Genomic DNA, 24,033 nt, shown 5'->3' with positions numbered 1-24,033 from the left:
GCACTACGCTGGGCGCCATGGCGTCTGACATCGTCCCGATCGAGCTCGGCCTCACCGACGGCCCGGTGTACACCCTGTGGGCACCGCGGTGGCGTGACGGGGAGGACGAATGGGAGGCCTTCCTGGGCCTCGACGAGGATCTGTACGGCTTCTCGTCGGTCGCCGAGTTGGTCGCCTTCGCCCGCAGCGGCAAGGCGAACGACCTGGACGACCACCCGGCCTGGGAGGCCCTGACCACCCTGCCGGCGGAGGCCTTCGTCCCGCGTGACGACCGTAGCTTCGACCTGATCTCGGTGCCGGAACTCGCCGCCGAGGAGCCCACCCCCGAGGTGATCGCCGAACTCGAGGACACCCTCGAGATCGTCGGCCTCATCGGCGAGGTGTGCGAGCTGATCGACGTCACCAAGTTCTTCAACGGCAACCCGGTGCTGGGCACCGTGCGCATCGGCACCCGCAACTTCGAGGGCCGCGAGGGCGCGGAGATGTGGCACAAGGTCGGCCAGATCATCAGCCGCAAGTGGGACGACGTGATCGACGCGATCGAGGGCGTCGTCAGCGCGCCGAAGGTGTCCGCCACCCTCACCGAGGCCGCCGAGCAGGAGCTCGCGGAGGCCGAGGAGAAGGCCGCCGCGCTCGCCGCCGACGCAGCGGATCTGGACGACGACCTCGACGACGTGCCGGGTCTCGACACCGACGACCTGGACGAGGACGACGACGAGTACGAGGGCGACGAAGCCGACGCCGACGACGGGGTGACGCTCGCGAAGAGCGCCGACGAGGACTTCGAGGACGAGGAGGATGACGATTCCTTCTGGGGTCAGGTCGGCATCGACCCGATCAAGATCATCACCTCCACGGGCGAGTACTACACGCTGCGCTGCTACCTCGACGACAGCCCGGTCTTCCTGGGCCGCAAGGGCAAGATCTACGTCTTCGACTCCGAGGGCGCGCTGGCCCGGTACCTCGCGGACGACGACGACACCGACCTCTCGTCGGTCTCCACCTTCGACGAGGTGCGCGTGGCCGCGACCGACGGCTCGCTGGAGATCGAGGTCTACGACGACAACGTCTACGTGCTGCCCGGGATCGGCGAGGACATCGCCGACGGTCCGCGGCGCATCGACCGCGATCAGCTGGACCTCGCGGTGGAGCTGCTGCTGGACTCGGCCGACTTCGCGGACGACGCCTCGGTGCGGGAAGCGCTGCGCCCCACCACTCCGCTGGGCTTCTTCGTCTCCTACGCGCTCGACCCGCAGCCGCGCCGGCTGGCCCCGTCGGGCCCGTTCGACAACGAGGCCGAGGCGTGGCGGGCGCTCGAGCACGACTTCGAGGACCGGCTCACCTCCAAGTGACCGGACCCCGCGGCGCCACCACCGCGGGGTACCCCGGCGTCAGCCGATCAGCACCGCGAAACCGGGCTTGATCACCTCGTCGATGATCGCGAGCCGCTCGTCGAAGGGCAGGAACGCCGACTTCATCGCGTTGATGGTGAAGCGCTGCAGGTCGGTCCAGCCGTAGCCGAAGGTCTCGACCAGCTTGAGCATCTCCGCGCTCATGGTGGTGTCGCTCATGAGCCGGTTGTCGGTGTTCACTGTGACGCGGAAGCGCAACTGCGCCAGCAGGTTGAAGGGATGCTCCTCCATCGAGGCGACCGCGCCGGTCTGGACGTTGGAGCTGGGGCACAGCTCCAACGGGATGCGCGCGTCCCGCACCCGCGCCGCCACCCGGCCGAGGACCGCGCCGGAGAAATCGGTGGATCCCGGCTCGACGCCCGCGATGTCGTCGACGATGCGCACGCCGTGCCCCAGGCGGTCGCAGCCGCAGAAGGCCAGCGCCTCGTGGATCGACGGCAGCCCGAAGGCCTCGCCCGCATGGATGGTGAAGGGGGCGGAGTGATCCCGCATGAACTCGAAGGCGTCGAGGTGGCGGCTGGGCGGGAAGCCCGCCTCGGCCCCGGCGATGTCGAAGCCGACGGCGCCGCGGTCGCGCCAGCGCACCGTCAACTCCGCGATCTCGCGCGAGCGGGCCGCGTGCCGCATCGCGGTCACGAGGCAGCGCACCACGATCGGGCGGCCAGCGGTGCGCGCCGCCGACTCACCCGAGGCGAAGCCCGCGAGCACGGCCTCCATCACCTCGTCGAGCGACAGGCCGCCCTCCAGGTGCTGCTCGGGCGCGAACCGCACCTCGGCGTAGACCACGCCGTCGGCCGCGAGGTCCTCCGCGCACTCGCGCGCCGCCCGGGCCAGCGCCTCGGGCGTCTGCATCACGCCTACGGTGTGCTCGAAGGTCTCCAGGTACTTCACCAGCGAGCCGGAGTCGGCGGCGTCCCGGAACCACGCGGCCAGCTCGGGCTCGGTGGTGGCGGGGAGGTTCGCGTAGCCGGTCTCCGCGGCCAGCTCGAGGACCGTGGCGGGACGCAGCCCGCCGTCGAGGTGGTCGTGGAGCAGCACCTTGGGCGCGCGGCGCAGGGCCTGCAGGTCGATGGGGGTGGGGCCAACGGGATTCGCCATAGGGTCAAGGTACCGGCTACCGGTGCGTAACACGGTCGGCGCGGCTATCGCTCCGTGAGATAGGTGAGGATGGCGCGGACGCGGCGGTTCCCCTCCTCCGGAGGCAGGTCCAGCTTAGCGAAGATGTTCGCCACGTGCTTGGCCACCGCGGCGTCCGAGACCACCAGCGCCGCAGCGATATCGGCATTGCTGCGCCCCTCCGCCATGAGGGCGAGCACCTCGCCCTCGCGGGGCGTGAGGCGGTCGAGCACCGTCGGGGTGAACATCTTGGAGATCACCTCGGGGTCGACCACCACTCCCCCGCTCGCGACGGTGTCGAGGGCGCGGAGGAAATCGTCCACGCGGCCGACCCGCTCCTTGAGCAGGTAGCCCACGCCGCCGCCGGAGTCCAGCAGCCGCCGCGCGTACGCGGCGGCGACGTACTGGGACAGCACCAGGACCGGCAGGCCCGCGCGGCCGGCCCGCAGATCCAGCGCCGCCCGAAGCCCGTCGTCGCCGTGCCCGGGCGGCATCCGGACGTCGGTCAGCACCAGGTCGACGGTGCCGGGATCGATCGCCCGGAGCGCATCGGCGTCGCCGAGCAGGCCGGCCACCTCGTGGCCGGCCCGTTCGACGATCCGCTGCAGCCCCTCGGCCAGCAGCACGGAATCCTCGGCTATTGCAATGCGCATCGCGCGCAGCCTACGACATCGCCTTCGCCCAGTAGAGCGTCGTGGGCCCTCCGGGCGGGCTCAGCACCGTCAGCGTCGCGCCGATGGACTCGGCCCGCTCGATCAGGCCGGCCAGGCCCGTGCCGCCGGCGGGATCCGCCCCACCCGTACCGTCGTCCATGACCGTCATCGACACCCCGAGCGCGCCCGCCGCGAACGTGATCCGCACCGTGCTCGCGCCGCCGTGCTTGATCGCGTTGGTCACGGCCTCGCTGGCGGTGTAGTACATGGCCTGCTCGATCTCGGCGGGCAGGCGGCCGCCGGGCGCCCAACCCTCGCCCGCGCTCACGTCGACCCGGATCGCGCCGCCGAGCTCGGCGCACGCCGCCTCGACACCGGCATCGTCGAGCACCTGCGGGTGCACGCCGCGGACGGTGTCCCGCAGGCCCGCCATGGCGCGCTCGAGCCGGGCCTGCGCCTCGGACACCTGGCCGCGCAGGGCCTCGTCGGCGGTCTCCGGCAGGCTCTGCTGCAGCTCGCCGAGCTGCATGGACAGGCTCGCGAGGTCCTGCTGCGGGCCGTCGTGCAGGTTGCGCTCGATCCGGCGCCGCTCTCCCTCGAAGGAGTGCACCAGCACGCCGCGGGAGGCCTCCAGCGTCGTGACGCGGCGCTGCAGCTCCTCCTCGGTGGGGCCGAGCAACAGGCGCGCGGTGGCGGCCTGCGCGACCGAGACCGCGTACGTGATGTAGAGCCCCGCCGCACAGATCACCGCGCCGATCGCGCCCCAGACCGCCTGGCTGACGACACTGTCGATCGCCGTGCCCATGACGTTGACCTCGCCGTCGAGGAAGGGAGCGATCACGAGCCCGCCGCCGATCGTCCATCCGATCACCGCGCCGAGGAAGACGATCGGGGTGAGCACTGCGAGGAGCAGCGAGTACGCGACCTCACGCCAGGTGGCCCGCTCGCCGAGGCGCGCGCCCGCGCGGGTGGACAGGTTGCCGGACACCGGCGGGTGCGGGTCCCCGATGGCCTGCTCCCCCAACCAGGTGACCCGCAGCCGCTCCAACTTCGCCAGCCCGAACGACCACGCCGGCGCGAACGGCAGCAGCACAACCACGACGTAGAGGAAGAAGAGCACCCACCCGACGATCATCGACCCGGCGAAGTAGGCCAGGCCGCGCCACGGCGCGGACGTGGTGAGGAAGCGCAGCGGCTCGCGGAGTGGCGCGGCGAGCGCGCCGCGCGCGGGCTCGGACTGCGCCGGGGACGGGGTCACGTAATCGATCATGCCGTAGACGCTATGCACGCCGCGGGCGCGAGTCCCTGGCCCCAGCCGGAGAATCCGGGGTGGTGCCAGCACTACCCTCCGCCGGATCAGGCGGCGACGTGCGGGCGGGCGTCCTTCGCGCCGCTCCCGTCGTCGCCCACCTCGCCGGTCATCGGCGGGATCAACAGGGACGCGACCAGGCCCAGCAGAACGAAGGCCGCCGCGACATAGCCGCCCACCATGATGCCGTCGGTCATCGCGCTGCGGCCTGCGTCCGCCACGACGGCGGTGGACGGATCGGCGGCGAAACCGCCGATCGCGGCGCCGGCGCTGTCCGCGAGCGTGCCGGACAGCGCGTCAGCCTGCTCGGGACCCATCCCATGGTCGGTCAGGTAGGTCTCCGACCGCGAGCTCAGCGCGGTGAAGAACACGGTGGTGAGGATCGCGATGCCCAGGGCGGAGCCGAGCTGCCGGAACGCGCTCTGGATGCCCGCGGCCTGGCCGTCCTCACTCGCCGGCACGTCGGCGAGGACGACGTTCGTGACCTGCGCGGTCGCGAAGCCGACGCCGACGCCGTACAGCGCGAGGACCAGCGAGAGCACCCACCAATTCGTGTCCGTCGCGGCGACGAACGCGAGGCCGGCGAGGCCGACGACCTCGAAGGCCAGGCCCAGCCGCAGCATCGCGAGGGGCGTGACGTTCTTGTCCGCCAGGCCGAAGCTCGCACCGCTGGCGACGAAGCTGCCGACGGCGATCGGGACCAGGAGCAGGCCCGACTGCATCGCGGTGTAGCCCAGCGTGAATTGGAGCCACAGGGGCAGGACCGCGATGATGCCGAACTCCCCGACGCCGATGATGAGCGTCGCGACGTTGCCGTTGCGGAACGAGGCGATCGAGAACAGCCGCAGGTCCATCAGGGCCTTGTCCACGTCGCCGCGCCGGCGCAGCAACACCTGTCGAGCGACGAAGCCGGTCATCGCGAGCGCGCTCAGCACGAGCGCGACGAGCACGGGCGACGGTCCGCTCGCCCAGTGGCGGCCGGCGACGTCCAGCGGACGGGTGACGGTCCACCATCCGTAGGTGCGGCCCTCGATCAGGCCGAAGGCGAGAAGACCCAGTCCGGCGACGGAGAGGATCGCCCCGAGGGCGTCCAACCGCCCGGCGACGCGCGGCGCGCGATCGACGCAGAGTACGACGCCGACGATGATCAGCACCGCCAGCGGCACGTTGATCCCGAAGGCCCAGCGCCAGGAGAAGTGCTCGGCCAGCCAACCGCCCAGCAAGGGCCCCAGGGCCGCTGCGGCCCCGATCGTGGATCCCCAGATCGCGAACGCCTGGCCGCGGGCCTTGCCGGTGAAGGTGGCGTTGAGCAGCGCGAGCGAGGTGGGCAGGATCATCGCAGCACCGGCGCCCTGCACGAACCGCGCGACGATGAGCACCTCGGTCCCCGGAGCGATCCCGGCCGCGATGCTGCTGACGCCGAAGACCACGACGCCCGCGGTGAACACCCGGCGCACTCCGTGGATGTCGGCGACGCGACCGACGACCAGGAGCAGCGCCGCGAAGACGATCGCGTACGACTCCTGGATCCACTGCGCCGCAGTGGATCCCGCTCCGAGGTCGGCGATGATCGACGGGTTGATCACATTGACGATCGTGGTGTCGACGACGATCAGCGCGACGCCGAGCGCGATCGCCAGCAGGCCGATCCACTGCCGCCGCGTCGGCACGACTTCCCCCGTGGCGACACCCTGTGGCGAGCCTTCCATGGCAACCTTCTTCCATTGTGGAATAATTCCACCAAGAAACTAGATCGGGCGCGGTAGGTTGTCAACCGAGACGGGTCGGCGTCGTGGGCCGACCGCAGGAGGGGCAGATGAGCGACCGGGTCGAACCGGGTCAACAGGAGCGGCTCGCCGAGTCGCTGCTCAGCTACGGCGCGACCTTCCGCGAGCTCAGCCGCAAGTTCGCAGCCTGGCTGGGCCTGCACTCCACCGACGCCGAGGCCCTCCTCGAGATCTTGTCCGCCGAGGAGAGCGGCACGCCGATCTCGCCGGCCCGACTGAGCGAGCGGATCGGCAGGTCCCACCCCGCCACCACCGCGGTCCTGAACCGGCTCGAGCGCGCCGGCCACGTCGTCCGCACCCGGGAGCACGCTGACCGCCGCGTGGTGACGCTGCGCAGCGGCCCCGAGGTCCAGTCGCTCGCGGACGAGTTCTTCAGCCCGCTCGGCGTCGAGGTCGGCGCCGTCATGGCGCGCTACTCCGCGGCCGAGCTGGAGCGTTTCCAGGGCTTCCTCGACGCGATGCTGATCGCCACGAACGGCCACCTCGAGCGCCCCGTCGAACCCGCCCCGCGCGCACTACCCTGAGACCCATGCGCATCGCGATCCTCGACGACTACCAAGACGTCTCCCGCGAGTACGGCGACTTCTCCGGCCTCGACGTCACCGTCTTCACGGAGCCGCTCACCGACGTCGCCGGCCAGTTGGCCGGGTTCGACGGGGTCGTCGCCATGCGGGAACGCACCCGCTTCCCCGCCGAGGTGCTCCGCTCCCTCCCCGACCTCCGACTGCTGGTGTCGACGGGCCGCCGCAACGCCGCGATCGACCTCGCCGCCGCATCGGAACTCGGGATCACCGTGTGCCACACCGGGTACCGACCCGCGGCCGCCGCCGAGCACACCTGGGCGCTGATCCTCGCGGCGCTGCGCCACGTGCCGACCGAGGACGCGAACATCCGCGCCGGGCGGTGGCAGAGCACCGTCGGGAAGGAACTGCACGAGAGCACGTTCGGCATCGTCGGCCTCGGCGGGCTCGGGCGGCGCGTCGCCCGGGTCGCGAACGCCTTCGGGGCGGAGGTGATCGCCTGGTCCAGCAACATCGACGCCGAGCGCGCGGCGGAGGTCGGGGCGACGGCCGTGAGCAAGGAGGAGCTGTTCGAGCGCGCCGACGTCGTGACGATCCACTACGTGCTCTCCGACCGCTCGCACGGCATCGTCGGCGCCGCCGACATCGCCCGGATGAAGCCGGGCGCACTGCTGGTCAACACCTCGCGGGCGGGCGTGCTCGACACTCCGGCCGCCGCGGTGGCGGCGCGCAGGGGCGACATCCGCCTCGCCCTCGACGTCTTCGACGCGGAGCCGCTGCCCGCCGACGACCCGATCCGCGACGTGCCGAACTCCGTCCTCACCGGGCACGTCGGCTACGTCACCGAGCAGCAGTACCGGACCTTCTACGCGGACGCGGCCGAGGACGTCCGCGCCTATCTCGCGGGCGCCCCCGTCCGCGTCATGAATCCCTAGGCGGTCACCCGGTCCAGCACGAGCGAGCCGCGCGGCACCGTGGACTCGCCGATGGCGGCGGCGCCGTCCAGGGCGGCGACGGCACCGTCGAACTTCTCCGGGGTGTCGGTGTGCAGCGTGAACAGAGGCTCCCCCGCAGTCACGGTGTCGCCGACGGTCGCATGCCAGGTGACGCCGGCCCCGGCCTGCACGGGCTCGCCCTGGCGCTCGCGGCCCGCGCCGAGGCGCCAGGCGGCGATGCCGACGCCCATGGCGTCGAGCTCGGCGAGGACGCCGGAGGCGGGCGCGGCGACGGTGCGCGTGTGCTGCGCGACCGGCAGCGGCGCGTCCGGGTCGCCGCCCTGCGCCGCGATCATCGCCTTCCAGCTGTCCATCGCCTTCCCGTTGGCGAGGTGCTCGGCGGGGTCGGCGTCGACGCCGGCGAGGGCGAGCATCTCCCGCGCGAGGGCGAGCGTCAGCTCCACCACGTCCGACGGTCCGCCGCCGGCCAGGACCTCGAGCGACTCGGCGACCTCGAGCCCGTTGCCGGCGGTGCGGCCGAGCGGGGTGGACATGTCGGTGAGCAGCGCGACGGTGTTCACGCCCGAGTCGTGACCGAGCGCGACCATCGTCTCGGCGAGCTCGCGCGCCTGCTCCGCGGTCTTCATGAAGGCGCCCTTGCCGACCTTGACGTCGAGCACGAGCGAGGCAGTGCCCTCGGCGATCTTCTTGCTCATGATCGAGCTGGCGATCAGCGGGATGGCCTCGACGGTGCTGGTGACGTCGCGCAGGGCGTAGAGCTTCTTGTCGGCCGGCGCGAGCCCGGATCCGGCCGCGCAGATCACGCCGCCGACCTTCTCGAGCTGGTCGAACATCTGCTCATTGGTCAGGTCGGCGCGCCAGCAGGGGATCGCCTCCAGCTTGTCGAGGGTGCCGCCGGTGTGGCCGAGGCCGCGGCCCGAGAGCTGCGGCACGGCGACGCCGTACGACGCGACGAGCGGGGTCAGCGGGAGGGTGATCTTGTCGCCCACGCCGCCGGTCGAGTGCTTGTCCGTGGTGGCGAGCGGGCGGCCGTCGCGGCGCAGGCCGGAGAAGTCCATGCGCTCGCCACTGGCGATCATGGCCGCGGTCCAGCGCGCGATCTCCCGGCGGTCCATCCCGTTGAGGAAGATCGCCATCGCCAGCGCCGACATCTGGTAGTCGGCGACCTCGCCGGAGGTGAACCGGTCGATCACCCAGTCGATCTGGCCGTCGGTGAGGGCCTTTCCGTCGCGCTTGGCAGCGATGATGGAGACGGCGTCGAACACTTCGGTCATGTGGTCTACCTCTTCTCGTCGTGGGCGACCTCGTCGAGGTCGTCGGGCCCGAAGGCGTCGGGCAGCAGCCGGCTCAGGGGCACCGGGCCGGCGCGGTGGTCGATCAGGAGCTCGCCACCGCCGTGTTCGTAGAGGAGCTGGCGACACCGTCCGCAGGGCAGCAGGACGTCGCCGTTGGCGTTGGTGCACGTGAAGGCGAGCAGTCGCCCGCCGCCCGTGGAATGGAGCGCGCTCACGAGGCCGCACTCCGCGCAGAGGGTCAGTCCGTATGAGACATTCTCCACATTGCATCCGGACACCACGCGGCCGTCGTCCGTCAGCGCGGCGGCCCCGACGGGGTAGTTCGAATAGGGCGCGTAGGCGCGCCCCATGGCGTCGACGGCGGTGCGCCGCAATGCCTCCCAGTCGATGTCGGGCACAGCCGATCACTCCCTTCCGGAGGCTTGTTGATCCGGGTCAATTTCGGTCAGGCATACCTAACTAAATCTGTTCGGCCCCAACACATCGGGACCGTGGTTTCGATTCCACATAACGGTGGGTTTAAGGTCAAGGCGTGGGTTCAGGTATACGTCGCGAACGGCGCCGACGCGAGGGCTCAGTCCTTTCGCCGACCTCCGATCGACCGTATCCAAGAAACGATGTCGAAGGCAGGACTCGATGAGCAGTAGTACCGAGGTGGCGGCCGCCGAGGAGCCGCGCCGCGTCTCCCTCTACAAGGGCGATCCGGGCATGTTGAACTGGGTGCTGCACCGCATCAGCGGCGTCACCATCTTCTTCTTCCTGTTCGTCCACGTCCTCGACACGGCGGTCATCCGCATCGATCCCGAGGCGTACGACGCGATCATCAAGACGTACAAGACGCCGATCATCGGCCTGCTCGAGATCGGCCTCGTCATGGCCATCCTGTTCCACGCCCTCAACGGCGTCCGCGTGATCCTCGTGGACTTCTGGAGCAAGGGCGTGCAGTACCAGAAGGCGATGTCCATCGCCGTCTGGACGGTCTTCCTCATCACCGGCGCCGGAATGGCCGCGCGTCTCCTCTACATCATGATCTCGCACGCCTAGGGGGACGCAGAGATATGACTACCGCGAACGAACCCAAGCTCGCCAAGACGCTGCTCAAGCAGTACGACCGCCCCGCGTCGCTCGACAACCCGCGCTCGCCGCACCGTCCGGCGTCCGGCAACTTCGAGAAGTACGCCTGGCTGTTCATGCGCTTCTCGGGCATCGCCCTCCTGGTGCTCGTCTTCGGGCACGTCTTCATCATGCTCGCGCTGGACAGCCAGGGCGTGCACCGGATCAGCGCCGCCTTCGTCGCGCAGCGCTGGGCCAGCCCCTTCTGGCAGATCTGGGACATCACGATGCTGTGGCTCGCCCAGCTGCACGGCGGCAACGGCCTGCGCGTGATCATCGACGACTACGCCCGCAAGGACCGCACGCGGTTCTGGCTCAAGACCCTGCTCGTGCTGTCGATGATCCTCGTGGTCGGCCTCGGCTCGTACGCGCTCCTCTCGTTCGAACCGGCCTCCGTGCCCACCGCCCAGTAACGGCCAGGAAGGACTGACCCGCATCATGCAGGAACATCGTTACGACGTGGTGATCATCGGCGCCGGCGGCGCCGGTATGCGCGCGGCCATCGAGGCCGGCCCCCGCGCCCGCACCGCGGTGCTCACCAAGCTCTACCCCACCCGCTCCCACACCGGCGCGGCGCAGGGCGGCATGTGCGCCTCCCTCGCCAACGTCGAGGAGGACAACTGGGAGTGGCACACCTTCGACACGGTCAAGGGCGGCGACTACATCGTCGATCAGGACGCCGCGGAGATCATGGCCAAGGAGGCCATCGACGCGGTGCTCGACCTGGAGAAGATGGGCCTGCCCTTCAACCGCACCCCCGAGGGCAAGATCGACCAGCGCCGCTTCGGCGGCCACACCCGTGACCACGGCAAGGCCCCCGTGCGCCGCGCCTGTTACGCCGCGGACCGCACCGGCCACATGATCCTGCAGACGCTGTACCAGAACTGCGTCAAGCACGACGTGGAGTTCTTCAACGAGTTCTACGTCCTCGACATCGCGCTGACGGAGACCGAGGACGGGCCCGTCGCCACCGGCGCCGTCGCGTACGAGCTGTCCACCGGCGAGATCCACGTCTTCCACGCCAAGGCGATCATCTTCGCCACCGGCGGCTCGGGCCGCATGTACAAGACCACCTCCAACGCCCACACCCTCACCGGTGACGGCATGGGCATCGTCTTCCGCAAGGGCCTGCCCCTGGAGGACATGGAGTTCCACCAGTTCCACCCGACGGGCCTCGCGGGCCTGGGCATCCTCATCACCGAGGGCGTCCGCGGCGAGGGCGGCATCCTGCGCAACGTCGACGGCGAGCGCTTCATGGAGCGCTACGCCCCCACCATCAAGGACCTCGCACCCCGCGACATCGTCGCCCGCTCCATGGTGCTCGAGGTGCTCGAGGGCCGCGGCGCCGGCCCGAACAAGGACTACGTGCTCCTGGATGTCACGCACATCCCGGAGGAGACCCTGATGGCCAAGCTGCCGGACATCATGGAGTTCTCGCGCACCTACCTCGGCGTAGACCCCGTCACCGAGCTCGTGCCCGTGTACCCCACCTGCCACTACGTCATGGGCGGCATCCCCACCAACATCCACGGTGAGGTGCTGCGCGACAACACGAACGTGGTCCCCGGCCTCTACGCCGCCGGCGAGTGCGCCTGCGTCTCCGTGCACGGCGCCAACCGCCTCGGCACCAACTCGCTGCTCGACATCAACGTCTTCGGCCGCCGCTCCGGCATCGCCGCCGCGGAGTACGCCAAGACGCACGACTTCGTGCCGCTGCCCGAGAACCCCTCGGAGATGGTCGAGAAGTGGGTCGCCTCGATGCTCAGCGACCACGGCAACGAGAACGTCATGGCGATCCGCACCGAGCTGCAGCAGACGATGGACAACAACGCCGCCGTCTTCCGCACCGAGAAGACCCTCTCGCAGGCCCTCGAGGACGTCCGCGCCCTCAAGAAGCGCTACGAGCACGTCACCGTCACCGATAAGGGCACGCGCTTCAACAGCGACCTGCTCGAGGCCATCGAGCTGGGCTTCCTGCTCGAGCTGGCCGAGGTCACCGTCGTCGGCGCCCTCAACCGCAAGGAGACCCGCGGCGGCCACGCCCGCGAGGACTACCCCAACCGCGATGACGAGAACTTCATGGTGCACACCATGGCGTACAAGGAGGGCGAGGGCCTGGAGTCCGGGATCCGTCTCGACACCAAGCCCGTCGTGCAGACCCGCTACGAGCCGATGGAGCGTAAGTACTGATGACCGCCGCAGTTGATACCCCCGCGTCCGTGCAGCCGCCCGTTCCGCCCGGCTCCACGATGGTCACGATCAAGGTCTACCGGTTCAACCCGGAGGACCCGGACGCGGCCGGCTGGCAGAGCTACCGGGTTCCCGCGCTCCCCTCGGACCGCTTCCTGAACCTGCTGCTGTACATCAAGGGCTACCTCGACGGCACCCTGACCTTCCGCCGCTCCTGCGCCCACGGCGTGTGCGGCTCGGACGCCATGCGCATCAACGGCGTCAACCGCCTCGCCTGCAAGATGCTGATGAAGGACTTCCTCGTCGAGGGCAAGGAGATCACCGTCACGGTCGAGCCCATCCGCGGCCTGCCCGTGGAGAAGGACCTCGTCGTCGACATGGAGCCCTTCTTCGACGCCTTCCGCGCCGTGAAGCCCTTCCTGATGACCTCCGGCAACGAACCGACCCGCGAGCGCATCCAGTCCCCCACGGACCGCGAGCGTTTCGACGACACCACCAAGTGCATCCTCTGCGCCTGCTGCACCACCAGCTGCCCGGTGTACTGGATGGACGGCTCGTACTTCGGCCCCGCGGCCATCGTGAACGCGCACCGCTTCATCTTCGACAGCCGCGACGAGGGCGCCGCCGAGCGCTTGGAGATCCTCAACGGCGTCGACGGTGTCTGGCGCTGCCGCACCACCTTCAACTGCACCGACGCGTGCCCCCGCGGCATCCAGGTGACGAAGGCCATCCAGGAGGTCAAGCGCGCCCTCCTGTTCAGCCGCTAGAACCTTTACTGCAGCCCGGAAACGCCCCGGACCTCACCCGAGGTCCGGGGCGTTTCTCACTCCCGACGACAGGACCGCCGGTGGCCCCGAGCCTGATCAGCACCCCGATCGACGAGGCCGTGCTGCGCGGCCATCTCGACCTCGAACGGACGGCCCGCGGCGCCCTTCCGCACCGCCTCCCCGCCGAGGCCCGCCGCCGGATCCCCGACGCGCGGCTCGCCTCCGCGGAGGCGCAGCCCTCGGGCGTGCGCCTCGTCCTCCGGACCGCCGCCACCGTCATCGAGCTCGAGACCCTGCCCACCAAGCGCGCGTACGCCGGCCTCCCGCCGCTGCCCGACGGTGTCTACGACCTCGTCGTGGACGGCCGCCTCGTCTCCCGTACGACGGTGCCGGGCGGGAACGTCGACACCGTCATCGACATGGTGACGCAGGAGGCCGAGCTCACCGAGGGCCCTTCCGGCAGCGCACGATTCGCGGACCTGCCCGCGGGCGAGAAGGACGTCGAGATCTGGCTGCCCCACAACGAGATCACGGAGCTGATCGCGCTGCGCACGGACGCCCCGGTGAGCCCGCAGCCGCCCCGCGATCGCCTCTGGCTGCACCACGGCAGCTCGATCAGCCACGGTTCCAACGCCACTCATCCGACCGGGACGTGGCCGGCGATCGCCGCGGCGGCCGCCGGCGTCGACCTGATCAACCTCGGCTTCGGCGGCAGCGCGCTCCTCGATCCGTTCGTCGCCCGCGCGATCCGCGACACCCCGGCCGACCTGATCAGCCTCAAGCTCGGCATCAACGTCGTCAACGCCGACGTGATGCGGCTGCGCGCCTTCACCCCCGCCGTGCACGGCTTCCTCGACACGATCCGCGACGGCCACCCGAGAACGCCGCTGCTCGTGATCTCCCCCATCCTCTGCCCGATCCAGGAGCACACACCCGGCCCGGTGATGCCGGTCCCTCGGCCGGCGGCCTGCGCTTCGAGGCCACCGGGGATCCCGCCGAGGTCCGCGCGGGAAAGCTCACGCTGACCGTCATCCGGGAGGAGCTCGAGCGGATCGTCGCGGAGCGGACAGCCGCGGACCCGAACCTGCACCTCCTCGACGGCCGCGCCCTGTACGGCGCGCACGACTACGGCCGCCTGCCGCTCCCCGACGAACTGCACCCCGACGGGCCCACCCACTCCCTGATCGGCACCCGGTTCGGCGAGCTCGCCTTCGGCCCGGGCGGCGGCTTCACACCATAGGACACCACAGTGACACCATGATTCACCTGGCGATTCTCATGTTTCCCGCCTATCGCTGTTGACGTGACACCATGATGGTGTCATAGTTGACGCCATGGACATCACCCCCTTCGTCAGCGACCTCCAGCGTCAGCTCATCGCCGCCGCCGAACGCGACTTCACGGATGCCGGGGACAACGGCGTCGACGACGCCCGCGCCTCCGCGGAGCGCCTCGCCTCCGGCCTCGACGCCGCCACCCGACTCGTCCTGCTGGACGCGCTGTCCGCCGCGACCGGCGAGATCACCCGCGACCTGGTGCCCGGCTCCGTCGACCTGCGCCTGCGCGGCCGCGACGTCGAGTTCGTCGTCGCCGCGGCGCGCGCGGAGCAGGACGAGGACGCGACCACCGCGACCGGCGTCGACTTCGACGACACCAGCAGCTCGCGCACCACACTGCGCCTCCCGGACGTCCTCAAGTCGCAGGTCGACGAGGCCGCCGCGGCCGACGGCGTCTCCGTGAACACCTGGCTGGTGCGGGCCGTCGCGGCCGCGCTCGCCCCGCGCAGACGACGAACCGCCCAGCGCGCGCTCCGCACCGGCGACGACTTCGCCGGCTGGGCGCGCTGACCCCTCCCCGCCCGATCCCCCTCCGAACACACCACAACCGCACAGCCCGACGAGAACCCCGCGCCCCGCGGGGTCGGCCGAGCGCACCCTTCGAAAGGTCCCATCATGCCCGTCTTCCCCACCCCCGAGCCCATCGACCTCGCAGTCAACCTGCAGGTCGGCGACATCGACGTGATCGCGAGCGACCGCACGGACGCCGTCGTGACCGTCTCCCCCAGCTCTCCCGACAAGGCGGCGGACCGGCGCGCCGCCGAGGCCACGCGCGTCGAGTTCGACGGTGCCCGGCTCACCGTAGTCGGCCCCAAGCCGAAGTTCAGCCTGTTCGGCCCGAGCGAGTCGGTGGACGTCACCGTCGAGCTGCCGGCCGGCTCCCGGTTCACCGCCGAGAGCGCCGTCGGCGGCGTCCGCACCGAGGGCCGCCTCGGCGCCACCCGCATCAAGGCGACCACCGGCATGGTCGAACTGGATGCGACGGGCGACCTGTGGCTGCGCGCCGGGCACGGGAACGCCACGGCCCGCGCGGTCGACGGCTCGGCGGAGATCACCGCCGACCACGGCCAGATCCGCATCGATTCCGTCGCCGCCGACGCCGTGCTCAAGGCCTCCCACGGCAGCATCCGCATCGGCGAGGCGCTGGGCGGCGTCGACGCCAACCTCTCGTACGGCGATCTCGACATCGACCGCTCCACCGGGTCCGTCACGGCGAAGACCGCCTACGGCGCCATCTCCCTGCACGAGGTCTCCGCCGGCGTCGTCGACGTGGAGAGCAGCTACGGCAAGCTCACCGTCGCTGTGGCAGAAGGCGTCCCCGCCTGGCTCGACCTGTCCTCCAAGGAGGGTCGCGTCCGCAACCACCTGGAGGAGAGCCTCCCCGATTCCACCACCGGCGACCACGTCGCGGTGCGCGCGCGGGCCAAGTTCGGCGACATCGACATCCGGCGCGCCCGCTGAGCGCGCCCCCGACGACCAGGAGAACACCATGACCATCACCACCACCGCGGCCATCGAGGTCCGCGGCATCGAGAAGTCCTACGGCGACCTGCCGGTGCTCCGCGGCGTCGACTTCGCCGTCGTCCCCGGCAGCATCTTCGCCCTCCTCGGCGCGAACGGCGCGGGCAAGACGACGCTGGTCCGCATCCTGTCGACGTTGCTGCGCCCCGATGCCGGCAGCGCCGTCGTGCACGGCTACGACGTGACCTCCGAGGCGCAGCAGGTACGCGAATCCATCAGTCTCACCGGGCAGTTCGCCGCCGTCGACGAGATCCTCACCGGGCGCGAGAACCTCGCACTCGTGGCGCGGCTGCGGCACCAGAGCGATCCCGGCGCCGTCGCCGACGAATTGCTGAGCCGCTTCCGCCTCACCGACGCCGGAGGCCGGAAGGTCGGCACCTACTCGGGCGGCATGCGCCGGCGCCTCGACATCGCCATGAGCCTGATCGGCGATCCCGCGGTGATCTTCCTCGACGAGCCCACGACCGGCCTCGACCCGGAGGCCCGGATCGACGTGTGGGACATCGTCAAGGAGCTCGCCGATCGCGGCACGACGGTGTTGCTGACCACCCAGTACCTGGAGGAGGCCGAGCAGTTGGCCGACCGGATCGCCATCCTGCGCGACGGGCGGATCATCGCCGACGGCACCCTCGCCGAGCTCAAGCGGATGCTGCCGGCGGCGAAGGTCGAGTACGTCGAGAAGCAGCCCACGCTCGAGGAGATCTTCCTCGCCCTCACCGGAACCCGCACCGACACCCCCACCACGACCGAGGACCGATCATGACCAGCTACGCCGTCTCCGATACCAGTGCGCTGCTGGGCCGTTCGCTCAAGCACATCACCCGCAGCGTCGACACCATCGTCACCACCGCGATCACGCCGATCGCGATGATGCTCCTGTTCGTCTACGTCTTCGGCGGGGCGATCAAGGGCAGCACCGGCGACGAGAACTACGTGAACTACCTGCTGCCCGGAATCCTGTTGATGGCCATCGCCTCCGGCATCGCCTACACCGCGCTGCGGCTGTTCAACGACATGCAGGGCGGCATCTTCGAGCGCTTCCAGTCGATGCCGATCGCGCGCTCGTCGGTTCTGTGGGCGCACGTGCTCACGTCGATGGTGGCCAACGCGATCACCGTGCTGATCATCATCGGCGTGGGGCTGATCATGGGCTTCCGCTCCTCGGCGGGCCCGCTCGCCTGGCTCGGCGTCGCCGGCATACTGGCGCTGTTCACCCTGGCGCTCACCTGGATCGCGGTGGCCGTCGGTCTGACGGCGAAGTCCGTCGACGGCGCGACCGGGTTCTCCTACCCGCTGATCTTCCTGCCGTTCATCAGCTCCGCCTTCGTGCCCACCGACACCATGCCCGGGCCGGTGCGCGCCTTCGCGGAGAACCAGCCGGTGACCTCGATCGTCAACACGATTTCGGCCCTGCTGGCCGAACGTCCCGTCGACACCGGTGACCTGGTCTCGGCCCTCGCCTGGTGCACCGGAATCCTGGTGGTCGCCTACGGCGGGGCGATGCTCGCCTACCGCCGCCGGATCAGCTGACGCCCAGCCCGATCCGCCCCTGCTGCGCCGCGCGCCGATGCGCGCGGCGCAGCATCGCGCGGATCACGGCCGGGTGCACGCGCCGCACCACGGCGAGGTACGCCCGGCCCTTCGCGGTCGACGGCGCCGAGACGGTGGTCAGGGTCACGGCACCGTCGGCCACGAGGACCGAGGCTCGGAATCGCAGGTGGCCGGGGTCCCCGCCCAGCAGCACCTCGGTCTCGGACCGCTCGCGCGTCGCGAAGAAGTCCTCCCGCTCCCCGCGATCGATGCCCACCAGGAGCGCCACGGCCTGCCGTACGGCGAACGCCGCGCGCACCCAGCCCGGCAGGTCGCGGAACGTGGCATCGGCCCAGGCCTGCGGATCCGTGGGGAATCCCCGCCACACCGGCACGGCGAAGGCGTCCACCAGGGCACCGGGCCGCCCGGACTGTTCCGCGAGCGAGCGCCGGGCGAGCACGGCGCCGTCCGGGACGTCGACGGATCGGACCGCGGGCAGATCGACGGTGCGGAGCATCCGCACCCACGCCGACCATCGCGCCGGCCGCGTGACCGAACCGGTGGCGGCCAGCTCGGCGTCGTCGAGCAGGTCCTCGAGCACCGCGTCGTGGAGGGGCACCAGGAGGAGCGGCCCCAGGATCCGCATGGCGCCCTCGGTCCGGCAGTCCAGGACGTGCCGCACCCGAGTACGGCCGTCGGCGACGGGTTCCAGCGAGATCTCGTGGTGTCCCGTAATGCCCGGTGTGGAGTGGAAGGCGAAGCGGATCCGGCGTCCCGGTTCGGCGTCCACCACCCGGTAGCGGATGGGGCCGTGGCCGCCGTCGGCGCCGACGACGGGCGGTCCGTCGAGGATCATCGGCTCCCACGCCGGCGCGGGCCACAGCACGTCGTCGGGGCCGCCGAGGCGGTCCAGGAGCGGCGCGAGCGCCGATGCCGGCGCCCCGACGATCCGCTCGTGCACGTTATGGATCCGACCGGCCACGGGACACCTCCGTACGGTTGCGTATGGCTCCATACGGTACCGTATTGTAATGGACGGATCCAGCCCTCGACGACGACTCACCGCGGACGACTGGACCGGCGCCGCGCTGCAGGCGATCGCCGAGGGCGGCCTCGACGCGGCCGCGGTCGAGCCCCTCGCGAAACGCCTCGGCGCGACCAAGGGCAGTTTCTACTGGCACTTCTCGAACCGGCGCGCGCTCCTGGACCGCACGATGGAGACGTGGGAGAAGGTGCACACCGACGCCGTCATCGCCGCCACCAGCGCGGCACCGGCAGCGCCCGAGCGCCTGGCGGAGCTGCTGGAAATCGTCTTCGGCAGCATCGGCGAGCCACTCGAACTGGCGCTGCTCGCGGCCGTCGACGACCCCAGCGTGGGCGCCGCGGTCGCCCGGGTCACCGAGCGGCGCGTCGACCACGTCGCCGGGCTCTACCGCGCCGCCGGGCTCGACGAGGAGGCGGCGCGCAGCAGCGCCGTGGCCGCCGTCGCGCTGTACCTGGGCCACGCCCAGTTGGCGGCGGCGGCACCGTCGACCCTGCCGGAGGGCGCCGCGTGGACGGCCCACCTCACGCGCCTCGGCGAACTCCTGGCGCCGCGCCCCTAGACCTGCTCCGCGGGCACCTTCTGCGCCGCGGCCTTCTGGTGCGTGGGCGTCGCGAAGAACTGCACCACCACGAAGGCGACCACGAGTGCGGCGGCGGGCAGCAGGATCGTCGAGCCCATGGCGTCGGCGAAGGGCCCGCGCAGGAACTGCGGCAGCGCACCGGTGGCCATCGCCCCGCCGCCCTGCGCGTGGCCGGTGGCGGCGGCGATCTTGTCCTCGATCTCGTGCTGCATGAGCACGCCGACCGCCGCGCTGCCGAGCACCGCGCCCACCTGCCGGGTCATGTTGTAGACGCCCGAGCCGGCGCCGGCCAGCGGCAGCGGCAGGTTCCGGTTCGCGGTGGCGGCGAGTGGCCCCCAGATGAAGGCGTTGCCGACGCCCATGAGGCCGATCGGCGCCAGGATGCCGATCACCGGCGTGGTGTCGTGCGCGACGAGGGCCAGCCAGAACAGGGCCGCCGCGTTCGCCGCGAAGCCGAATCCGGTGAGGTACTTGGGGTGCACCTTGTCGGCCAGCTTGCCCGACGGGGCCGCCAGGGCCCCGGAGATCACGGCCAGCGGGATGAGCAGCAGCGCCGAGCGAGTGGGCGTGAGCCCCATGGACTTCTGCGCGAAGAGCATGAGCGGGATCGACATGCCGGTGACGGAGAATCCCATGCAGGCGATCGCGGCGTTGGCCAGCGAGAAGTTCCGGTCCTTGAACAGGGTCAGCGACATGAGCGGCTCGGCCGCCTTGGTCTGCCACCACACGAAGGCGACGAGCAGCGCGAGGCCCCCGACGATCATCGTCCAGATGCCGGCCGACCAATCCTCCTTCTGCCCCTCCTGCAGACCGAAGGTGAGCAGGAACAGGCCGAGCGCGCTGAGCACGATGCCGGGGATGTCGAGCTTGTGCTTGTGGGTCGGCAGGTTCGGCACGAGGATCACGGCGGCGATGAAGGCCGCGATGCCCACGGGCACGTTGACGAAGAAGACCCACTCCCAGCCGAGCCGATCGACGAGCACGCCGCCCGCCAGCGGGCCGACGAGGATCGCGACGCCGGCGACGGAGCCCCACAGCGCCATCGCGGTGCCGCGCTTGTTCGGCGGGAAGGTGCGGGTGATGACGGCCATCGTCTGCGGGGTCATGAGCGCGGCGCCCAGGCCCTGCACGACGCGGGCCGCGATGAGCATGCCGATGGAGCCGGAGAGGCCGCACCAGGCCGATGCCAGCGTGAAGACGACGAGGCCGGCCAGGTACAGACGCTTGGGTCCGTACATGTCGCCGAGGCGGCCGGCCAGCAGCAGCGGCACCACGTAGGCCAGCAGGTAACCGCTGGTCACCCAGATGACGCCGTTGAGGTCGGTGCCGTTCGTGAGGTCGATCCAGATCGCGTCGGTCGCGACCGAGACGATCGTCGAGTCCACGAGGATCATGAAGAAGCCCACGACGAGCGCCCACAGCGCGGGCCAGGGCCGGTAGCCGGACGGCAGGCCCGGCAGCGCGCCCGGGTCGTACTGCTTCGCGGTCGCGTCATTCGTCATGACAGGTCGCCTTCCATTCCAGGGTCTCGTCGTCGAGTCGTTCGACGGTGCGCCGCAGCCAGTCGGCCTCGGCGGTGCGCATCGCGATCAGGTAGTCCAGGTCGAGCAGGTGCACCTCGGCGGCGTGCCCCAGGGCGCGGGCGTGCCCCTCCCGCATCGCGGCCACGTCGGCCTCGAGGCGCGACAGCCGCGCCGCGAACAGCCCGCGCACGCGGTCGCGGTCCAGGTTGTGCGCCTCGGAGACGGCGAGCGGGAAGCTCGGGTACTCCTCGGCGGGCTCGGCGAGCAGAGCCGCGACGGTGTCCTGCAACCGTTCCCGGCCCGCGGCGGTGATCGCGTAGGTGGTCCGCTCGGGGCGGTTGCCGTCGCGATCGGTGCCGATCTCGGTCACCAGCCCGTCCTCCGCCAGCCGGTTCACGCAGTGGTACAGGGAGCCGGCACGGAGCTTGACCACGAGATCCTCGCGGCGCTCCGTCATCGTCGTGAACATCTCGTAGGGGTGCATGTCCCGCTCGGTGAGCAGGGCCAGCGCCGCGATCGCCAGCGGGGTCAGTGCCCGTTCTCGAGCCATGTCCCACCTCCGATCGCACGCTCGGCGGTCACGCTACCCGCCGAATACTCCACATGGAATATTCGGATCGGGGGAATTCGCCCGAAACGGGACGAACTCCCGCGTGACTCCGCTCACATCAGTGCAGTGTGAGCGTCACCAGCGGGATCGGACGGTCGACGGTCGCCTGGAAGGCCGCGAGGTCGGGGTTGTCCGCGAGCGCCCAGGCGGCGAACTCCGCGTACTCCTCCCCCTTGAGGACGCGGGCCGTCGCGGCGACGGTGCGCGCGCCCATCTCGACGGTGACCTCGGGGTTCTTGCGGGCGTTGTGCCACCACGCTGGGTAGGACTTCTCGATGAAGGAGCTGACGTACATCTGCTCGCCGCGGTGCAGCGGTCCCAGCGGCACGGTGTGCGGCCGCCCGGACTTCGCGCCGGTCGTGGTGAGCAGGAGGAGCGCTCCGCCCTCGTAGGCGCCGCCGACGACGCCGTCGTTCGCCCGGAACTCGGCGATCACATTCCGGTTCCAGTCGCCGATGGTCTCCTCGGTCAGCGTGTTCCACGGCATTTCGGGGTCGTCGTACGAGCCCGCTTCCGGTGTCTTCTCAGTCATACCCACGAGTCTTACGGGTATTGGTGTCAGTTTCCGTCCGCTATGCGCGCGGAAACGCGCCAGGCCCGCGCGGGCGAGGGCTTCTTCCCGCACGACATCATCCGCGGCGGCAGGTCCTCCGGCGTCACCGTCATCGTCCACGCGCGTCCGTCCTCGTGCCGGACGGTGACCTCGGTACCGTCACCGGCGGCACCGTCGGACCCGGTGCGCAGGACGTCCGGCGCGACGGGCCCGAGGAGCTCGCGGACCGCGACCTCGGCGGCCTGCTCGGCGGGCGGGATCGACGAGCGGCCGCGGAGCCCGGCGGTGGCGACGAGGCCGGCGCGCGCGGCGTCGAGCGCCTCCTTCGCCTGCGCTCCGGTGACCCGGCCGTAGGTGTGGCCGGCGGGCAGCACGATGAGCACGGGCGCGAAGCGGTGCCCGCCGGTGTGGGAGCACTCCCACACCACCGGATCGGCGTAACAGCCCGCGAGCGACGCCGCGATCGGCCGCCCGAGCACGGCGCAGCAGACGTCGCGCTTGCCGTTGGTGCACACCAGGGCGATCGGTCCCGCGGGCTCGCCCGCGGACGGGTCGTCGAGGGGCAGCGCGGGGATCTCCGCGTAGTCGGCCACGGTGAACATCCGCAGCGCGGTCTCCCCCGGCACCGAGTTCGCCACGAAGACCCGCATCCGCCCGCGGAAGCCCCCGGCGCGCCCGGGCCGTCGGATCAGCAGCACCCGCAGGCCCCGGGACTCCGCGAACCGCTCGACGGCCTCGCCCACCTCCGGAGCGAAGGTCTCGCCCGAGAACGGGTCACGGCCCCACCCGGAATCGTTCTCGATGCACAGCCAGCCGGTCTCGGTGGTCGCGGTCCCGGGGAGCGGCTCGTCGGTGAAACTCGAACAACGCTCCGTCATTCCGCCACCGTAGCGGACTACGATGAGCGCGATGATCGCGCGCACTCTGACCACCGCGGGCCGTGTCCTCGCGACCGCCGGCCTGCTCGGCGCACTCGCCGCCCCGGCCGCCGCGACACCCGGCGGCCCCGCACCGTCGCCCACGCCCGGCCCCGCGGCGAAGACCCTGGTGACCGACGCCTGCCCGCACAAGCAGGTCCCGCCGCCCGCCGTCGACGAGTCCGAGGTCCCGAAGCCCGGGCAACCGAGCCCCACGCCGCTCGCCGTGCCGGACCCGCCCGTCGGGGGCGCGAAGTTGGGCGGGTGCGGCGTCGTCGTGCCCGACGGTGCGCCGCCGGTCCCGCCCGGCATCGACTCCGCCGGCTGGCTCATCGCGGACGTCACCGACGGCACCGTCGTCGCGGCGAAGGATCCGCACGGCCGGTACCGGCCGGCGAGCACGATCAAGGTGCTGCTCGCGCAGGTCGCGCTGCGCGATCTCGACCTCACGACGGTGGTCGAGGGCACCGCCGAGGACGCCGCGCAGGAGGGCAACGGCGCGGGCGTGAACGTCGGCGGCCGCTACACCGTCGAGCAGCTCCTCGAGGGCCTCCTGCTGGCGTCCGGCAACGACGCCGCGCACGCCCTGGCGCGGCAGCTGGGCGGCGTGGACGCGACCCTGCGGAAGATGAACGCACTGGCTGAGTCCCTCGGCGCGCGCGATACGCGGACCGCGTCACCGTCGGGCCTCGACGGCCCCGGCATGAGCTCGAGCCCGTACGACATGGCGCTGATCCTGCGCGCGGCCCTGCGGGACGACCGGTTCGTGCGCATCGCGTCGACGAAGCAGGTCACGTTCCCCGGGCACCCGCCGGTGCCGACCACCGCGCCGTCGACGCCGCCTCCTCCCGGGCAGAGCCCGCCGCCGGCGCCCACCTCGGTGGCGCCGTATCCGATCGTCAACGAGAACCGCCTGCTCACCGACTTCCCCGGCGCGGTGGCCGGTAAGAACGGCTACACCGACGACGCGAAGAAGACCTTCGTCGGCGCGGTCGACCGCGACGGCCACCGCTACGTGATCGTGCAGATGTTCGGCCTCTCGCAGACCGGCAACACCTACTGGGACCAGTACCGGCGGCTCCTCGACTACGGCGTCGCGCTGCGCGGGAAGTCCGTCGGCACGCTGGTCGCGCCAGACGGTTCCGCGGGCCGGCCCGAGCGCGCCCAGGAGGACCTGGTGGTGGAGAGCGGACCGTCGGGGATGGGGAACGGCACGCGGCTCCTGATCGGCCTCGGCGGACTCGGCCTCATCGCCGTCCTGGTGGGCGCCGCCATGCGCACCAACCGGGGCCGCTGAG

General features: G+C 71.1%; 25 protein-coding genes. 14 read left to right on the top strand and 11 right to left on the bottom strand.

The genetic code is table 11. The annotated features are described in order from the left end of the window. Window positions 1-17: 17 nt before the first annotated feature. The gene (locus ACLQ3K_RS21845) at window positions 18-1,352 is read left to right on the top strand and encodes a primosomal protein (protein WP_426001539.1); all 1,335 of its coding nucleotides are present in this window, start codon (window positions 18-20) and stop codon (window positions 1,350-1,352) included. Between the two features lie 39 nt (window positions 1,353-1,391). Here ACLQ3K_RS21845 and ACLQ3K_RS21840 read toward each other — a convergent pair whose 3' ends face one another. From ACLQ3K_RS21840 to ACLQ3K_RS21825, 4 genes are all read right to left on the bottom strand, one after another. Beyond that, window positions 1,392-2,510, bottom strand: coding sequence for an adenosine deaminase (locus ACLQ3K_RS21840; RefSeq protein WP_426001538.1), 1,119 nt, complete (start codon window positions 2,508-2,510; stop codon window positions 1,392-1,394). Window positions 2,511-2,554: 44 nt separating this feature from the next. After that, the gene (locus tag ACLQ3K_RS21835; protein WP_426001537.1) at window positions 2,555-3,181 is read right to left on the bottom strand and encodes a response regulator; all 627 of its coding nucleotides are present in this window, start codon (window positions 3,179-3,181) and stop codon (window positions 2,555-2,557) included. Window positions 3,182-3,191: 10 nt separating this feature from the next. Then, window positions 3,192-4,451 carry a sensor histidine kinase gene (locus tag ACLQ3K_RS21830; RefSeq protein ID WP_426001536.1) on the bottom strand — a complete coding sequence of 420 codons (1,260 nt, stop codon included), beginning with the start codon at window positions 4,449-4,451 and terminating at the stop codon, window positions 3,192-3,194. Window positions 4,452-4,537: 86 nt separating this feature from the next. Continuing rightward, complete coding sequence (locus ACLQ3K_RS21825) at window positions 4,538-6,199, bottom strand: DHA2 family efflux MFS transporter permease subunit (RefSeq protein WP_426001534.1); 1,662 nt, start codon at window positions 6,197-6,199, stop codon at window positions 4,538-4,540. Window positions 6,200-6,306: 107 nt separating this feature from the next. Here ACLQ3K_RS21825 and ACLQ3K_RS21820 point away from each other — a divergent pair, with 107 nt between their 5' ends. Both ACLQ3K_RS21820 and ACLQ3K_RS21815 read left to right on the top strand, forming a co-directional pair. Continuing rightward, a complete protein-coding gene (locus ACLQ3K_RS21820; RefSeq protein WP_426001533.1) occupies window positions 6,307-6,801 on the top strand; it encodes a MarR family winged helix-turn-helix transcriptional regulator in 495 nt (164 codons plus the stop codon). Between the two features lie 5 nt (window positions 6,802-6,806). Next, window positions 6,807-7,733 carry a D-2-hydroxyacid dehydrogenase family protein gene (locus ACLQ3K_RS21815; RefSeq protein ID WP_426001532.1) on the top strand — a complete coding sequence of 309 codons (927 nt, stop codon included), beginning with the start codon at window positions 6,807-6,809 and terminating at the stop codon, window positions 7,731-7,733. On the opposite strand, the gene ACLQ3K_RS21810 is transcribed toward ACLQ3K_RS21815, so the two are convergent. Next, on the bottom strand, window positions 7,730-9,028 hold the full coding sequence (locus tag ACLQ3K_RS21810; RefSeq protein ID WP_426001531.1) for a thymidine phosphorylase: 1,299 nt from the start codon (window positions 9,026-9,028) through the stop codon (window positions 7,730-7,732). The two genes, ACLQ3K_RS21815 and ACLQ3K_RS21810, sit on opposite strands and share 4 nt — an antisense overlap. Window positions 9,029-9,033: 5 nt before the next feature. Next, window positions 9,034-9,447: a cytidine deaminase gene (locus ACLQ3K_RS21805; protein ID WP_426001530.1), complete on the bottom strand. Its 414-nt coding sequence runs from the start codon at window positions 9,445-9,447 to the stop codon at window positions 9,034-9,036. Between the two features lie 238 nt (window positions 9,448-9,685). On the opposite strand from ACLQ3K_RS21805, the gene sdhC reads away from it, so the two are divergent. The 9 genes from sdhC to ACLQ3K_RS21760 all read left to right on the top strand — a co-directional run bounded on the left by sdhC (window position 9,686) and on the right by ACLQ3K_RS21760 (window position 17,507). Beyond that, window positions 9,686-10,093, top strand: coding sequence for a succinate dehydrogenase, cytochrome b556 subunit (gene sdhC / locus ACLQ3K_RS21800; protein ID WP_068741624.1), 408 nt, complete (start codon window positions 9,686-9,688; stop codon window positions 10,091-10,093). Window positions 10,094-10,107: 14 nt separating this feature from the next. Then, the gene (locus tag ACLQ3K_RS21795; protein ID WP_068522412.1) at window positions 10,108-10,575 is read left to right on the top strand and encodes a succinate dehydrogenase hydrophobic membrane anchor subunit; all 468 of its coding nucleotides are present in this window, start codon (window positions 10,108-10,110) and stop codon (window positions 10,573-10,575) included. A 25-nt stretch (window positions 10,576-10,600) separates the two neighbouring features. Beyond that, window positions 10,601-12,352 (top strand): succinate dehydrogenase flavoprotein subunit, encoded by a 1,752-nt coding sequence (sdhA, locus tag ACLQ3K_RS21790; protein ID WP_224649071.1) that lies wholly within the window; start codon window positions 10,601-10,603, stop codon window positions 12,350-12,352. Continuing rightward, window positions 12,352-13,119 (top strand): succinate dehydrogenase iron-sulfur subunit, encoded by a 768-nt coding sequence (locus ACLQ3K_RS21785; protein WP_224649069.1) that lies wholly within the window; start codon window positions 12,352-12,354, stop codon window positions 13,117-13,119. Before sdhA ends, ACLQ3K_RS21785 begins: the two co-directional genes overlap by 1 nt. 80 nt (window positions 13,120-13,199) lie before the next feature. Beyond that, entirely contained in the window at window positions 13,200-14,144 is a 945-nt protein-coding gene (locus ACLQ3K_RS21780) for an SGNH/GDSL hydrolase family protein (RefSeq protein ID WP_426001529.1), read from the top strand. A 309-nt stretch (window positions 14,145-14,453) separates the two neighbouring features. Then, window positions 14,454-14,966: a histidine kinase gene (locus ACLQ3K_RS21775; RefSeq protein ID WP_336671207.1), complete on the top strand. Its 513-nt coding sequence runs from the start codon at window positions 14,454-14,456 to the stop codon at window positions 14,964-14,966. Window positions 14,967-15,071: 105 nt separating this feature from the next. Next, the gene (locus tag ACLQ3K_RS21770) at window positions 15,072-15,917 is read left to right on the top strand and encodes a DUF4097 family beta strand repeat-containing protein (protein ID WP_224649050.1); all 846 of its coding nucleotides are present in this window, start codon (window positions 15,072-15,074) and stop codon (window positions 15,915-15,917) included. A gap of 28 nt (window positions 15,918-15,945) precedes the next feature. Next, on the top strand, window positions 15,946-16,740 hold the full coding sequence (locus tag ACLQ3K_RS21765; protein WP_426001527.1) for an ABC transporter ATP-binding protein: 795 nt from the start codon (window positions 15,946-15,948) through the stop codon (window positions 16,738-16,740). Further along, a complete protein-coding gene (locus tag ACLQ3K_RS21760; protein WP_426001526.1) occupies window positions 16,737-17,507 on the top strand; it encodes an ABC transporter permease in 771 nt (256 codons plus the stop codon). Before ACLQ3K_RS21765 ends, ACLQ3K_RS21760 begins: the two co-directional genes overlap by 4 nt. On the opposite strand, the gene ACLQ3K_RS21755 is transcribed toward ACLQ3K_RS21760, so the two are convergent. Further along, window positions 17,500-18,468 carry a DUF2867 domain-containing protein gene (locus ACLQ3K_RS21755; protein ID WP_426001524.1) on the bottom strand — a complete coding sequence of 323 codons (969 nt, stop codon included), beginning with the start codon at window positions 18,466-18,468 and terminating at the stop codon, window positions 17,500-17,502. The genes ACLQ3K_RS21760 and ACLQ3K_RS21755 overlap by 8 nt on opposite strands. A 70-nt stretch (window positions 18,469-18,538) precedes the next feature. On the opposite strand from ACLQ3K_RS21755, the gene ACLQ3K_RS21750 reads away from it, so the two are divergent. Continuing rightward, window positions 18,539-19,111, top strand: coding sequence for a TetR/AcrR family transcriptional regulator (locus tag ACLQ3K_RS21750; RefSeq protein ID WP_224649041.1), 573 nt, complete (start codon window positions 18,539-18,541; stop codon window positions 19,109-19,111). Here the strand turns inward: ACLQ3K_RS21750 and ACLQ3K_RS21745 are convergent. The 4 genes from ACLQ3K_RS21745 to ACLQ3K_RS21730 all read right to left on the bottom strand — a co-directional run bounded on the left by ACLQ3K_RS21745 (window position 19,108) and on the right by ACLQ3K_RS21730 (window position 22,696). Continuing rightward, complete coding sequence (locus tag ACLQ3K_RS21745; protein WP_426001523.1) at window positions 19,108-20,634, bottom strand: DHA2 family efflux MFS transporter permease subunit; 1,527 nt, start codon at window positions 20,632-20,634, stop codon at window positions 19,108-19,110. The genes ACLQ3K_RS21750 and ACLQ3K_RS21745 overlap by 4 nt on opposite strands. Then, window positions 20,624-21,205 carry a PadR family transcriptional regulator gene (locus ACLQ3K_RS21740; RefSeq protein ID WP_224649037.1) on the bottom strand — a complete coding sequence of 194 codons (582 nt, stop codon included), beginning with the start codon at window positions 21,203-21,205 and terminating at the stop codon, window positions 20,624-20,626. The genes ACLQ3K_RS21745 and ACLQ3K_RS21740 overlap by 11 nt, the downstream gene beginning before the upstream one ends. Before the next feature lie 118 nt (window positions 21,206-21,323). Further along, entirely contained in the window at window positions 21,324-21,797 is a 474-nt protein-coding gene (locus ACLQ3K_RS21735; protein ID WP_426001522.1) for a nitroreductase/quinone reductase family protein, read from the bottom strand. A 26-nt stretch (window positions 21,798-21,823) separates the two neighbouring features. Next, window positions 21,824-22,696, bottom strand: a complete 873-nt coding sequence (locus ACLQ3K_RS21730) for a sucrase ferredoxin (RefSeq protein WP_426001520.1) — start codon at window positions 22,694-22,696, stop codon at window positions 21,824-21,826. Between the two features lie 31 nt (window positions 22,697-22,727). On the opposite strand from ACLQ3K_RS21730, the gene ACLQ3K_RS21725 reads away from it, so the two are divergent. Continuing rightward, window positions 22,728-24,032 carry a D-alanyl-D-alanine carboxypeptidase family protein gene (locus tag ACLQ3K_RS21725; protein ID WP_426001519.1) on the top strand — a complete coding sequence of 435 codons (1,305 nt, stop codon included), beginning with the start codon at window positions 22,728-22,730 and terminating at the stop codon, window positions 24,030-24,032. Window position 24,033 lies beyond the last annotated feature (1 nt).

The sequence above is a fragment of the Tsukamurella sp. DT100 genome (genome assembly GCF_049844855.1).
Taxonomy (GTDB): Bacteria; Actinomycetota; Actinomycetes; order Mycobacteriales; family Mycobacteriaceae; genus Tsukamurella.
Note: the sequence above shows the minus strand (reverse complement) of the source record. Positions and strands in the feature narration are given on the sequence as shown.